Below are 12,230 nucleotides of genomic sequence, written 5' to 3'. Positions count from 1 at the left end.
CACCCGCGCCTGCGCGCCCGTCGAGCGCTCGTGCCCCGTGCGGCACAGGAAACCCGGGGCGTCGCGCGCCGGTCCCGTCCCGCCCGGCAGCCGGACCTGGGGGTTCCGATAGCCTCGCGGCTGTGACGGAACAGCACTCCCATCAGTTCGAGCGGGGCACGGACGGGCCGAAGGTGATCGTGGCCGGGGTGGACGGCTCCGACTCCTCCTTGCGGGCCGCGGCCTACGCGGCCGGCCTGGCCCGCCGGCAGCACGCGCTGCTCGCCGTGGTGTACGTGCAGCCCGTGCTGGCGGCGGGGGCGGCGCTGGGGGCGCCGGTGGCCGGGACGACGGACGAGATCGCCGAGGACCTGGTGGCGCAGATCCGGGACGCGGCCGAGCGGCTCAAGGGGATATTCGAGGTCCGCTGGGAGTTCCACACGTTCCGCGGCGACCCGTACAACGGCCTCGTGACGGCCGCCGACGAACTCAAGGCGGACGCGGTGGTCGTGGGCGCCTCGGAACAGGCGGGCCACCGCATCGTCGGCTCGGTGGCGGTACGCCTGGTGAAGGCGGGCCGGTGGCCGGTGACGGTGGTGCCGTAGCGGGACCTAGGTCTCCGGTCGGTAGGCAGGGCAGCACCGGGGCCCGAGGATGCTGCGATGACTCCTCACGCCTTCGATGTGGACGCCTTCCTGCGCCGGCCGCTCACCGCGCGCCTCGCCACGAACGGGCCGACGGTCCGGCCCGTGTGGTTTCTGTGGGAGGAGGGCGCCTTCTTGGTCCTGACCGGTCCCTGGGCCCGCTTGTTCGACCGGGTGCGGGCCGACCCGGAGGTCGCGCTGGTCGTGGACGAGTGCGAGCCGGCGACCGGGCTGGTGCGGCAGGTGATCGCCCGGGGCCGCGCCGAGCTGCTGCCGTTCGACGTCGAGCGGGGGCGGCGCAAGCTCGTCCGCTATCTGGGGGCGGCCGAGGAGCGGTGGGACGAGCGGTTCGGTGTGGCTTCGGATGGAGCCGGTGTCGCTCGTGACGCACGACCTGAGTTACGCCGTGTCGGGCTGAGGCAGCCATCCGTCCCGGACCGTCACGGTGGGGCCGGCCGCCATCGCCGGGTTCCCGCTGATCGGCGAGGCGGCCGAACCACAGTCGCAGGAGGCGCTACTCCCCCATCACCAGTCCGTCCTCCGCCGCGCCGCGGCTGAGGACGATGTCGCGGATGCGGTCGCGGACGGCTCGGACGTCGGCGCCCTGGGTGAGTGCCCGGTTGAGGTTCACGACCCGGCCGGCGTCGACGTCGAAGAGCTGGGGGACGAACTCCGCCTTCGTCACCTTCCAGCGCTCTCCCGGCCGTGCGGGCGGGGCGAAGGTGAAGCGGCCGAGGGTGGACTGGTTGCCGCGCGGGTCCTTGGCACCCTCGTGGTTGGTCATCTCACCGGCGATCTGGTCGCCCATGCCGTAGATCACCCAGGTGCCGTTGACCTTCTCGTAGGCCTGCGGGACGTGCGCGTGGGTGCCGAGGATCAGGTCGATGTCGGGGCGGCCCCCGGTGCGCGCGGCGGTGAGGTTCCCGGCCAGGTTCAGCTGCCGGTCGTCGGGGGCGTCCTGCCATTCGGTGCCCCAGTGCAGGGAGACCACGACCACGTCGGCGCCGGCCCGGCGCGCGGCCCGGGCGTCCTCGACGATCCTCGCCTCGTCGGTGAGGTTGACGGCCCAGGGCTGCCCCACGGGGAGCGGGATGCCGTTGGTGTCGTAGGTGTAGGCGAGGTGGGCGACCTCGGCCGGGCCGGCCTCGAGGACCGTGACCGTGCGGGCCTCCTCCTCGGTACGTGCCGAGCCCGCGTGCCGGACGCCCGCGCGGTCGAGGGCGTCGAGGGTGCGGCGGATGCCGTCGGCACCGTCGTCCAGGGTGTGGTTGGAGGCGGTGGAGCAGCCGTCGTAGCCGGTGGCGGCCAGGGCCTCGGCCACCTCGGGCGGGGACTTGAACGTGGGGTAGCCGGTGTACACGCCGTTGGCGCCGTAGACGGTCTCCATGTGGCACAGGGACACGTCGGCGCGGGCGACGACGGAGCGGATCCCGGCGAGCATGGGCCGGAAGTCGTAGCCGGTGCCGCCGGCGTCGAAGCGGGCCCGGTCGATGATCGTGCTGTGCGGGAGGACGTCACCGGAGGCGACCAGTGTGAACCCGCGCGACCCGGCGGCCGGTGCCGGGCGTCCGCGGTCGGGTTCGTCGTGGCCGCGGGCCTGGCAGGCGGCGCCCGCGGCGAGGAGGACGGTCAGGGCCAGGGCGATCTGTCGACTGCGCGTGAGCATGCATTCACCCCACTGTGGGCGTTGTGGTCATATTTACGCACCATCAGGAAAGAAGGCTCCTGGTGTCCCACGCGTCTCCGACACGCTCATCAGCCCGTCCGGCACCCGCATGGCCGGGTGCCGCGACCGTTCGTCGAACCGTTCGTCGACGCGATCGACCGTCCGTCGCACAGCCGGGTACGTGCCCTGTGCCGGGGCCGCGCCCTGCGGTGGCATACGGCCATGACGGCCGGATCCACTCTCACGAACGGAACGACCGCCGAGCACGAGCTCGCCGCACTGCAGCGGGAGCACGGCCGGCCCCTCTTCGCGTTGCTGCTGCGGCTCTGCGACGGCGACCGGCAGCGCGCCGAGGACCTGGTCCAGGAGACGCTGGTGCGTGCCTGGCAGCACCCGGAGGCCCTGCGCGCCGACGACTTCGACTCGGTGCGGCCCTGGCTGATGACCGTCGCGAGGCGGCTCGCGATCGACGCCCGGCGGGCCCGCCAGGCCCGTCCGCCCGAGGTCGGCGACGCGGTGCTGGAGAACGCGCGGGTCATCGCCGACCACGCCGAGCGGGCGGCGGCGATGCTGGATGTCCGCGAGGCTGTGAAGACACTCACTCCGCAGCACCGTGAAGTCCTGGTGCTCGTGTACTTCCAGGGGGCGAGTGTGGCGGAAGCCGCGACGGCCCTCGGGATTCCGCCCGGTACCGTGAAGTCCCGCGCGTACTACGCGCTGCGTGCCCTGCGCAGGGTGCTCCCGGGATACGCCACCGACCTGCGATGAAACCAATGGGTGGGTCAAGCCTCCGTAAAGCGCCTTGCCGATGACCCCGGTTGAGTAATCGGCTGTTCCCATCCGTGTTCCGGAGGGGGCCGTCAGCGCCCTCGGAACCCGGTGTCGGGCGACGCGCACGTACCGGAGGAAGGCAGGAAGGGATGCTGGACGAAGAGCAGGGGAACACGGACGGTGCCGACGGCGAACTGACCGTCCCCATGGCGTGGTTGTACGCCGAGTACATCGCCGACGAGCTGCTGCGGACCGGCGATCTGATGCCGCCGACGTCCTTCGAGTTCCGTGCCGGGCGGGATGCCCTGGCGCTGACCATCTTCCTGTCCGACACCGACGGGGAGCTGTCCGGCATCCGGGTCGTCACCCAGTTGGAGACGTGGCTGTCGCTGACGGCGTACGACCAGCCGTGGCAGGAGTGGGTGCGTGAGCGGCTGGCCGAGCTCGTCGCCGGCGCCGCGTCGTCGGGCCGGCCCGCGCCGGACCTGGATCTCGCGGAGGAGGCCTGGCGCTGGCTGCAGGAGACGGAACTGCTCGCGCCCGATCTCAACGCGGTCCCGGGCGGCGCTCCGGTGGCCGGTGAGGACGAGGGACCGAAGGTCTGGACGCCCGCCTGGCAGCTCGGACTGCCGCTGGGACACCTCGCGATCCATCTTTTTTAGATTTCTGCGGCCCCGGACCAATCCGGGAGCCGGAGGGCTCCGAATCCTTTGGTTGCGATTGTGTCACCGGCTTGAGTGATTCGGCTGCCTGGTCCGTACCGGTGGGAGCAAGGAGTAACCCCACCCGCACCCAACGGCACGAGGATTCGGCATGAGGTCCCTGGAGAGGCATCGCGACGTCGCGGCCTACGCGCTCGGCGTGCTGGACGAGGCGGAGGCCTTCCGCTTCGAGGACCACCTCATGGAGTGCCCTCGGTGCGCTGCAGAGGTGACGGAATTCGGCCCCACCACACGGCAGTTGATGCTGTACCGGCGGTCGACACCACGGTTCGTGCACCCCATGGCGCAGCCCGGGCCGCGCATGCTGGACGGGCTGCTGGCCGAGGTGGCGACACGGCGCCGGGCCGGGCGCAGACGTCTGCTGTTCGCCCTGGCCGCCTCGGTCGTCTTCGCGGCGTCGGTCCCCGGCATCGCGATGATGGCCGAGGGTAGCGCCGATGAGCAGCCCCGGACCGTCGCGGCGACCGACACACGGACGGGAGTGTGGGCGCAGGTCACGACGGAGGACGAGGCCTCGGGCAGCCAGGTCGAGCTGAAGGTCAAGGACGGCTCGGGCCCGCGCGCCTGCCACCTGGTGATCATCGGCCACGACGGCACCGAGGAGACCGCGACCAGCTGGCACGGACCCGGCCACGACGACCACCCCAACACGATGATGGCCAGTTCCTCCCTGCATGCGGAGGACATCGCCCGCTACGAGATCCGCTCGGCGGCCGGCGAGGTCCTGTGGAGGATCCAGCCGAGCTGACCATCCGTCCGCCCCTGCCGCCGGGCGCCGGGCGGGTCCCGGTGTGAGACTGCTGGACGACGCACCCGGAAGAGCGCGGGGTGCCCGCGGTCCCGGCGAGGGGAGACGAGGTGACGGCAGAGGCCGGGGGCGGCCGGCTGGAGGAGTTCCTCGCCGATCCGGAGAACGCGACCCTGGATCTGCCCATGGCGGCGGCCCGCTGCACCAAGGCCCTCGGGCTCCAGAGCTCCGTGGTCTACCTCTCGGACATCCAGCAGCGCCGGCTGGTACCGCTCACCGACGCGGCCTCCCCCCTGCTCGTCGACGGCTCCCTCGCGGGCTGGACCTACCGCACCCAGTCCCTGCGCGTGGCGGTGTCCGAGACGGGCGGCATGACGGCGTGGATCCCGCTCGTGGACGGCGCCGAACGCCTCGGCGTCATCGCGGTGAACTCCCCCGCGCTGACACCCGACGTGCTGCGCCGCGGCCGTGCCCTGGCGAAGCTGGTCGCCATGATGATCACGTCCGCGCGGGCGTACCAGGACTCCTTCGTACGACGTCTGCGCAGCCGGCCGATGCGCCTGCCCGCCGAGATGCTGCGGGCCTTCCTCCCGCCCCGGACGATCGGCACCTCACATGTCGTGTCCACGGCCGTGCTGGAGCCGGCCTACGAACTCGGCGGCGACGCGTTCGACCACTCCCTGACGGAGACCACGCTGCACGTCACGGTGCTCGACGCCATGGGGCACAACCTGGCGTCCGGCCTCACCACGGCGGTGTCGCTGGCCGCGTGCCGCAACGCCCGGCGCACCGGGGCGGATCTGCCCGAGCTGGTGGAGAGCGTCGACGACGCCCTGTCGCAGTGGCTCCCGGACCAGTTCTGCACCGGTGTCCTGGCCCAGCTGGACCTGGCCTCGGGGATGCTGCGGTGGGTCAACTGCGGGCACCCCACCCCGCTGCTCATCCGCGACCGGCGGCCGCTGGTCGACGCCATGCGGCGCGAGCCGGACCTGCCGATGGGGATGCCGTCCCTGCTCACCGAGCGGAGGCGGGAGACGCACGAGATCGCGCTGCAGCCCGGCGACCGGGTGCTGATGTACACCGACGGGGTCACGGAGGCCAGGGCCGCCGACGGCGCGGAGTTCGGGCTCGAACAGTTCGCCGACTACATCATCGGGGCGACGGCCGCGGGCGAGCTGCCGTCCGAGACACTGCGGCGGCTCATCCACTCCATCCTGGACTCGCCGACGAGCCGACTGCGGGACGACGCGACCATCCTGATGTTCGAGTGGTCGCCGCCGTCCCGGTAGCCGCGAAACCCGGTCCCGCTCACTTCAGCAGCCGGGACATCCTGCGGTCCGCCAGCGGCTTGCCGCCCGTCTGGCAGGTCGGGCAGTACTGGAGCGAGGAGTCGCTGAAGGACACCTCACGGATGGTGTCGCCGCACACCGGGCAGGGCTCGCCGGTGCGGCCGTGCACGCGCAGCCCGCTCTTCTTCTCGGCCTTGAGCCGCCCGGCCGCCACGCCCCGGGAGCGTTCGACCGCCTCGGTGAGCGTGTCGCGCAGGGCCGCGTACAGCCGTCCGGTCTCCTCCTCGCTCAGGGACGCCGCCCGTTTGAAGGGCGACATCTTCGCCACGTGCAGGATCTCGTCGCTGTAGGCGTTGCCCACGCCCGCGATCAGGCTCTGGTCGCGCAACGCCCCCTTGAGCTGCCGCCGTTCACCGGCCAGCAGTTCCGCGAGGCGCCGCTCGTCGAAGTCGTCGGCGAGCGGGTCCGGGCCGAGCCGGGCGACGCCCGGGACCTCCTGCGGGTCGCCCACGACGTACACCGCGAGCCGCTTCTGGGTACCGGCCTCGGTCAGGTCGAACCCGGCGCCGGTCTCCAGGGCCACGCGCAGCGCGAGAGGGCCCTTGCCCGGGCGCGGCGGACCGTCGGGGAGGCGGTCCTTCCAGTGCAGCCAGCCCGCGTGGGCCAGGTGCGTCACGAGGTGCGGGCCGTCCGCGGTCGCGAGGTCGAGGAACTTGCCGTAGCGGCGTACGGCGGCCACCTCGTGGCCCTCCAGCGCGGACAGGGGAGGTTCGTACGTCTTCAGGACGCTGATCGCGGCGGGCAGCACCCGTACGATCTCGTGGCCGACGAGGTGCTCGGTCAGGAAGTCCTTGAGCGCCTCGACCTCGGGGAGTTCCGGCATAGGTCCAGAGTGCCACGTGGGGTCAGTCCCGGCCGGGCACCACGAACTCGCACCACACGGCCTTGCCGCCGCCCCGGGCCTCCACGCCCCACACGTCGGTGAGCAGCTCGACCAGGAGCAGGCCCCGCCCGGAGACACCCGACTCGCCCGCCTCGCGCCGGCGCGGCAGGGCGCTGGAGGAGTCCGCGACCTCGACGCGCAGCCGGGGCTCGGAGCCGGTGAAGGCCCGCAGGGTGACGAGCGCGGAGCCCTCGGTGTGCATCAGGGCGTTGGTGATCAGCTCGTCGGCGACCAGTTCGATCTCGTCGGCGCGATCGCCCGCTCCCCAGGCGGCGACCGCGGTGCGGATCATGTGCCGGGTCTCGGCGAGGGCTCCGGGGTCGCCGGGGGCCACGCGCCGCTGGAGCGGGCGACCCGACTGCGGGCCCTCGGGTCCGCGCCGGCGCAGCAGGAGCAGGGCCACGTCGTCGTCGCCGCCGCGCTCGGCGGCCACGTCGATGAGCCGCTCGGCGAGGTCCCGTACGTCGTCGGGGCCGGTGGCGACGAGCGCGCTCAGGGTGCGCATGCCGTCGTCGAGGTCGGCGCCGGGCTGCTCCACCAGACCGTCGGTGCACAGCAGCAGGGTGTCGCCCGGGTCGAGCTCCATGGTGGTCACGGGGTATTCGAGGCGGCCGAACTCGGCGGAGAGGCCGAGCGGCAGCCCGCCGGGCACGGTGACGCGGCGACAGGATCCGTCGGGGTGGCGCACCAGCGGATCGATGTGGCCGGCCCGGACCATCTGGAGCACGCCGGTGGACAGGTCGGCCTCGGCGTAGAGGCAGGTCGCGGAGCGGTCGGTGTCCAGTTCGTGCAGGAAGACGGAGGCCCGGGCCATCACGGTGGCCGGGGGGTGTCCCTCGGCGGCGTAGGCGCGCAGCACGATGCGCAGCTGGCCCATGACGGCGGCCGCGTGCGTGTCGTGGCCCTGGACGTCGCCGATGACGGCACCGACCCGGCCGCCGGGCAGCGGGATCAGGTCGTACCAGTCGCCGCCGATGTCCCGGCCGACGGAGCCGCCGATGGTGGCGGCGCGGTAGCGCACGGCGACGTCGGCGCCGGGCACGCTCGGGATGGTGCGGGGCAGCATGGCCTGCTGGAGGCCCTGGGCGAGGTCCATCTCCTGTTCGTAGAACATGGCCCGCTGCAGGCTCTGCGCGATGCTGCTGCCGAGGGCGACGAGGATGTTGCGCTCCTCGGACGTGAAGCCGTACCGGTCGCTGTAGAGCAGGCCCATGGCGCCGATCGGCCTGGCCTGGACGATGAGCGGCAGATAGGCGGCCGAGGTGATGTCGAGGCCGGTGATGTGCGGCCACAGGACCGGGTAGCGCTCGGCGAACTCCTCCGGCGACTCGATGAAGCACGGGCCGAGGGTGCGCACGGCCTCGCTCATCGGGTAGGGCTCGTCGATCCGGGTGACGCGGGTGCCGGGTACGAAGCTGTCCGCGGGGCCCTCGGCGACCAGGCGGATGCGGCCGGCCTCGACCAGGCCCATGACGAGACTGGTGGCGCCCAGGTGGACGAGACCGTGGGTGTCCTTGAGGACGTCGATGACGTCCTGGACGGTGCGGGCGTGGGCGAGGGCGGCCGTGGTGAGCTCGACGACGCTGGTCTGCTGCCGGCGGGCCTCGTCCCGGGCGGCCTGGTCGCGGCGGGCGTCGATCTCGCCGAGTTCCTGGGTGGCGTCCCGGATGATGCCGATGATGCGGCGGGGACGGCCGGTGTCGTCGCGCCGGATGTAGCCCTGCGTGTGGGTCCAGCGCAGGCTGCCGTCGCGGCAGCGGATGCGGAAGTAGGCGCCGTAGTTCTCGCTGCCGTCCTTGAGCGCCTGCGAGACGGCCGTGTCCAGGCGGCGGGACTCGTCGGGCGGTACGCGCTTGGCGAGGGTCTCGGGGTGGTCGTCGTACTCGTCGGAGCGCACGTCGAAGACCTCGTGGGCCTGGGCGTCCATCTGCATCAGGCCGGTGTCCAGATCCCAGTCGAAGCTGCCCATCCGGTTGAGCGCGAGGATCGGGTCCGGGTGGGCGGGCCAGTCGTCCGGAAGGGACAGGGCTCTCGCTCCCCGATCAGCCATGGGCCCACCTTGCCAGGGTTCGTCCGATTCTTCGAGCGGATGTGCCGAGTGTACGAGCCGCTGCGCCGGATCGACCCTCGGTCACTGAAGACGCCCGTGGGGCCGCCGGGGATGCGGTCGGCGGCCCTGTCGTCGGAAAATCAGTCCTGCTCCGCCGGGCGGACCGGGGCTGTCCCGTACGACGTCGGCCCGGGACTATTGTTTGCCCCGGTCGCTCTGGTCACGCAACCGCAGTGACGGGACACCGAGCGTGACGCCCGGGCCCGGCGCCGCACGGGAAGGAGGGCCGAACGGCCGTGGAATGGTTCGCCGCATCCGACTACTGGCTGACCCGGCTGGTCTTTCAGCGGGCACTGGCGGCCATGTACCTGGTGGCGTTCCTGACGGCGGCGCTGCAGTTCCGCGCGCTGATCGGTCGGCGCGGCATGCTGCCGGTGCCGCGGTTCGTCGAGCGGGTGCCGTTCAAGCGGGCGCCGAGCCTGTTCCAGTGGCACTACTCGGACCGCTTCTTCGCGCTCTGCGCCTGGGCGGGCTGCGCGGTGGCGGCGGCGCTGCTGGCCGGGCTGGACTCGCTGCTGCCGCTGTGGGGCGGCATGCTGCTGTGGCTGGTGCCGTGGGCGCTGTACCTGTCGATCGTCAACGTCGGGCAGACCTGGTACGCGTTCGGCTGGGAGTCGCTGCTGCTGGAGGTCGGATTCCTCGCGGTGTTCCTCGGCAACGACGAGGTGGCGCCGCCGGTCGTCGTGCTGTTCCTGCTGCGGTGGATCCTCTTTCGCGTGGAGTTCGGCGCTGGGCTGATCAAGATGCGCGGCGACGCCTGCTGGCGCAAGCTCACCTGCCTGGACCACCATCACGAGACCCAGCCGATGCCGGGCCCGCTGAGCTGGTTCTTCCACCATCTGCCCCGGCCCCTGCACCGTGTCGAGGTGGCCGCCAACCACGTCACCCAGCTCGTGGTGCCGTTCCTGCTGTTCACCCCGCAGCCCGTCGCGGCGGCCGCCGCGTCGCTGATGATCCTCACCCAGCTCTGGCTGGTGCTGTCGGGCAACTTCTCCTGGCTGAACTGGATCACGATCGCGCTCGCCCTGTCGGCGGTGCGGTTCCCGGCCGATCCGCCGGAGGTCCCCGACGCCCCGCCGTGGTACGTCGCCGTGGTGCTCGCGGTGTCGGCGCTGCTGCTGGGCCTCGGCTACCGGCCGGTCCGCAACATGGTCTCCCGGCGCCAGGTCATGAACCGTTCCTTCGACCCGCTCCATCTGGTCAACACCTACGGGGCGTTCGGCAGTGTGAGCCGGGTGCGGTACGAGGTGGTGGTGGAGGGCACCGCGGACGATGTGCCGCACACGGACTCGGGCTGGCGGGAGTACGAGTTCAGGGGCAAGCCGGGCGATCCGAGGCGCTGGCCGCGCCAGTTCGCGCCCTACCATCTGCGACTCGACTGGCTGATGTGGTTCGCGGCCCTCTCCCCCGCCTACGCGGAATCCTGGTTCGGGACGCTGGTGGAACGGCTGCTGGAGAACGACCGGGACACCCTGAAGCTGCTGCGCCGCTCGCCGTTCCCGCCGGACGCACCCCCTCGGTACGTGCGCGCCCGCCTGTTCCGCTACCGCTACACGACGTGGCGCGAGCTGCGGGCGACGGGCGCGTGCTGGGAGCGAACGTACGTAAGGGAGTACCTGCCGCCGACGCGGCTGGCGGGACAGGGGCAGAGGCCGTAACGGCGGCCCCGCCCCGGCCCCGGCGGTTACGCGAACTGACCGGGCTTGTAGTCGCCCGCCGGCTGCTCGAGCATGACGTTCAGCCGGTTCGCGGTGTTCATGAAGGCGATCAGGGTCACCAGCGCCATGAGCTGTTCCTCGTCGTAGTGCTCGGCGGCCCGCCGCCACACGGCGTCCGGCACGCCGCCGGCTCCGTCGGCGATCCGGGTCCCCTGCTCGGCCAGCTCCAGCGCGGCTCGCTCGGCCTCGGTGAAGACCGTGGCCTCCCGCCACGCCGCGACGAGATGGAGACGTACGGAGCTCTCGCCCGCCGCGGTGGCTTCCTTGGTGTGCATGTCGACGCAGACCGCGCATCCGTTGATCTGGCTCGTGCGCAGCGAGACCAGTTCCCGGGTGGCGGCCGGCAGCGGCGACTCCACCACCAGCCGCCCCAGGGAGTAGAACTGCTTGATGAGCTTGCTCGCGCTCGGGATGGCGAAGACGTCCAGTCGTGCGCTCATGGTGAGCTCCTCTGCCGTTGTCGGTGCGTACACCCCTATGAGGCAGCGGCTGATCTCGATGTGACATGCGCGTATGTGACCTGTGCCATACGGGCCCGGTGCGGGGCTTCGCGCGTAGGCCGACCCTGTCCCGCGCTGCTCCGCCGCGTCACACTGGGCGTATGCGGCCTCGGGGCACCGCCTGCGCGGCCGCCGGACTGCTGCTGGCCGTCGCGCTGGGCTGCACCGGCGGTGGGGAGGACGACGCGCCCGTGACCTCCACGGCACCGGCCCGGGCCGCCGAGGAGGGCCCCCGCGCCTCCCCCTCCCCCACCCCGGCCGATCCCGTCTCCCTCCAGGCCCTGATGCAGCGCGAGCACACCGGCTCCGGCCTGCGCCTCGGCGCGGTGCTCGACCGTACGTCCGCCTACACCCGCTACGCCGTCACCTACGAGGCGAACGGCCTGACGATCTCGGGGATCATGAACATCCCCGCGGGCGAGGGCCCCTTCCCGGCGCTGGTGCTGGCGCACGGCTACATCGACCCGGACGTGTACGTCAGCGGCCAGGGCATGCCGCGCGAGCAGGACCGCCTGGCCCGTGACGGCTACGTCGTCCTGCACACCGACTACCGCAATCACGCCGGCTCCGACAAGGACCCGGACAACGACGTGAACCTGCGCCTCGGCTACACCGAGGACGTCATCGGCGCCGCCCTGGCCCTGCGCGATTCCGGGCGCCCGGAGATCGACGGTGACCGCATCGGCCTCTTCGGGCGGTCCATGGGCGGCGGGGTCGTGTACAACACGCTGGTCGTGGCGCCGGGCCTGTTCGACGCGGCGGTGGCGTACGCCCCGGTCAGCGCGCGACCGCAGGAGAACATCGACCACTTCCAGCGGCCCGACGGCGACCCCGTCGTCGACGAGATCGAGGAGAAGCACGGCACACCCGAGGGCGACCCGGCGTTCTGGCGGGGCGTCTCCCCGCTCAGCCACGCCGATCGCGTGCGAGAGCCCCTGCTGATCCAGCACGGCACAGAGGACAGCACCTGCCCCCTGACGTGGTCGCGCGAGGCCGCCGGCACGTTCGAGAAGGCGGGCAAGGACGTCGAACTCCGCACAGTCTCAGGCGAGGGGCACACGTTCGGGCCCAAGTGGGCCGCCTCTATGGACGTCACCGAGGCCTTCCTCGCACGCCACCTGCGCTGAACCGGCCGCCCTC

General features: G+C 72.2%; 12 protein-coding genes. 8 read left to right on the top strand and 4 right to left on the bottom strand.

Annotation, left to right across the window (positions count from 1 at the left end; genetic code table 11):
* Positions 1–122 precede the first annotated feature (122 nt).
* Together ABTX60_RS25130 and ABTX60_RS25125 are read left to right on the top strand one after the other, a co-directional pair.
* Entirely contained in the window at positions 123–584 is a 462-nt protein-coding gene (locus tag ABTX60_RS25130; RefSeq protein ID WP_344465088.1) for a universal stress protein, read from the top strand.
* A gap of 57 nt (positions 585–641) precedes the next feature.
* Positions 642–1,181: a pyridoxamine 5'-phosphate oxidase family protein gene (locus tag ABTX60_RS25125; protein ID WP_502992385.1), complete on the top strand. Its 540-nt coding sequence runs from the start codon at positions 642–644 to the stop codon at positions 1,179–1,181.
* On the opposite strand, the gene ABTX60_RS25120 is transcribed toward ABTX60_RS25125, so the two are convergent.
* Positions 1,138–2,289, bottom strand: a complete 1,152-nt coding sequence (locus ABTX60_RS25120; RefSeq protein WP_352099257.1) for a CapA family protein — start codon at positions 2,287–2,289, stop codon at positions 1,138–1,140. The two genes, ABTX60_RS25125 and ABTX60_RS25120, sit on opposite strands and share 44 nt — an antisense overlap.
* A gap of 222 nt (positions 2,290–2,511) precedes the next feature.
* Between ABTX60_RS25120 and ABTX60_RS25115 the strand changes: the two genes are divergently transcribed.
* From ABTX60_RS25115 to ABTX60_RS25100, 4 genes are all read left to right on the top strand, one after another.
* The gene (locus ABTX60_RS25115) at positions 2,512–3,057 is read left to right on the top strand and encodes a sigma-70 family RNA polymerase sigma factor (protein WP_352099256.1); all 546 of its coding nucleotides are present in this window, start codon (positions 2,512–2,514) and stop codon (positions 3,055–3,057) included.
* Positions 3,058–3,209: 152 nt separating this feature from the next.
* A complete protein-coding gene (locus tag ABTX60_RS25110; protein ID WP_352099255.1) occupies positions 3,210–3,722 on the top strand; it encodes a hypothetical protein in 513 nt (170 codons plus the stop codon).
* A gap of 151 nt (positions 3,723–3,873) precedes the next feature.
* Positions 3,874–4,530 carry a zf-HC2 domain-containing protein gene (locus ABTX60_RS25105; RefSeq protein WP_352099254.1) on the top strand — a complete coding sequence of 219 codons (657 nt, stop codon included), beginning with the start codon at positions 3,874–3,876 and terminating at the stop codon, positions 4,528–4,530.
* 110 nt (positions 4,531–4,640) lie between these two features.
* The gene (locus ABTX60_RS25100; protein WP_502992384.1) at positions 4,641–5,819 is read left to right on the top strand and encodes a PP2C family protein-serine/threonine phosphatase; all 1,179 of its coding nucleotides are present in this window, start codon (positions 4,641–4,643) and stop codon (positions 5,817–5,819) included.
* A gap of 19 nt (positions 5,820–5,838) precedes the next feature.
* Here ABTX60_RS25100 and ABTX60_RS25095 read toward each other — a convergent pair whose 3' ends face one another.
* On the bottom strand, positions 5,839–6,702 hold the full coding sequence (locus ABTX60_RS25095; RefSeq protein WP_352099253.1) for an Fpg/Nei family DNA glycosylase: 864 nt from the start codon (positions 6,700–6,702) through the stop codon (positions 5,839–5,841).
* Positions 6,703–6,724: 22 nt separating this feature from the next.
* A complete protein-coding gene (locus ABTX60_RS25090; protein ID WP_352099252.1) occupies positions 6,725–8,812 on the bottom strand; it encodes a SpoIIE family protein phosphatase in 2,088 nt (695 codons plus the stop codon).
* Between the two features lie 296 nt (positions 8,813–9,108).
* On the opposite strand from ABTX60_RS25090, the gene ABTX60_RS25085 reads away from it, so the two are divergent.
* The gene (locus ABTX60_RS25085) at positions 9,109–10,530 is read left to right on the top strand and encodes a lipase maturation factor family protein (protein WP_352099251.1); all 1,422 of its coding nucleotides are present in this window, start codon (positions 9,109–9,111) and stop codon (positions 10,528–10,530) included.
* Positions 10,531–10,556: 26 nt separating this feature from the next.
* On the opposite strand, the gene ABTX60_RS25080 is transcribed toward ABTX60_RS25085, so the two are convergent.
* Positions 10,557–11,030, bottom strand: coding sequence for a carboxymuconolactone decarboxylase family protein (locus tag ABTX60_RS25080; RefSeq protein WP_352099250.1), 474 nt, complete (start codon positions 11,028–11,030; stop codon positions 10,557–10,559).
* A gap of 161 nt (positions 11,031–11,191) precedes the next feature.
* Here ABTX60_RS25080 and ABTX60_RS25075 point away from each other — a divergent pair, with 161 nt between their 5' ends.
* Positions 11,192–12,217, top strand: a complete 1,026-nt coding sequence (locus tag ABTX60_RS25075) for an alpha/beta hydrolase family protein (protein WP_352099249.1) — start codon at positions 11,192–11,194, stop codon at positions 12,215–12,217.
* Positions 12,218–12,230: the final 13 nt, after the last annotated feature.

This window comes from Streptomyces sp. NPDC126510 (assembly GCF_040302345.1).
In the GTDB taxonomy this organism is placed as follows: Bacteria; Actinomycetota; Actinomycetes; order Streptomycetales; family Streptomycetaceae; genus Streptomyces.
This window is presented reverse-complemented; position numbering and strand designations above follow the sequence as displayed.

What these genes read in the sequence shown, in the direction of transcription:
- ABTX60_RS25125 (WP_502992385.1), top strand. Translation starts at nt 642, where the DNA reads ATGACTCCTCACGCCTTCGATGTGGACGCCTTCCTGCGCCGGCCGCTC.
- ABTX60_RS25120 (WP_352099257.1), bottom strand. Translation starts at nt 2,289, where the DNA reads ATGCTCACGCGCAGTCGACAGATCGCCCTGGCCCTGACCGTCCTCCTC.
- ABTX60_RS25115 (WP_352099256.1), top strand. Translation starts at nt 2,512, where the DNA reads ATGACGGCCGGATCCACTCTCACGAACGGAACGACCGCCGAGCACGAG.
- ABTX60_RS25110 (WP_352099255.1), top strand. Translation starts at nt 3,210, where the DNA reads ATGCTGGACGAAGAGCAGGGGAACACGGACGGTGCCGACGGCGAACTG.
- ABTX60_RS25105 (WP_352099254.1), top strand. Translation starts at nt 3,874, where the DNA reads ATGAGGTCCCTGGAGAGGCATCGCGACGTCGCGGCCTACGCGCTCGGC.
- ABTX60_RS25095 (WP_352099253.1), bottom strand. Translation starts at nt 6,702, where the DNA reads ATGCCGGAACTCCCCGAGGTCGAGGCGCTCAAGGACTTCCTGACCGAG.
- ABTX60_RS25090 (WP_352099252.1), bottom strand. Translation starts at nt 8,812, where the DNA reads ATGGCTGATCGGGGAGCGAGAGCCCTGTCCCTTCCGGACGACTGGCCC.
- ABTX60_RS25080 (WP_352099250.1), bottom strand. Translation starts at nt 11,030, where the DNA reads ATGAGCGCACGACTGGACGTCTTCGCCATCCCGAGCGCGAGCAAGCTC.
- ABTX60_RS25075 (WP_352099249.1), top strand. Translation starts at nt 11,192, where the DNA reads ATGCGGCCTCGGGGCACCGCCTGCGCGGCCGCCGGACTGCTGCTGGCC.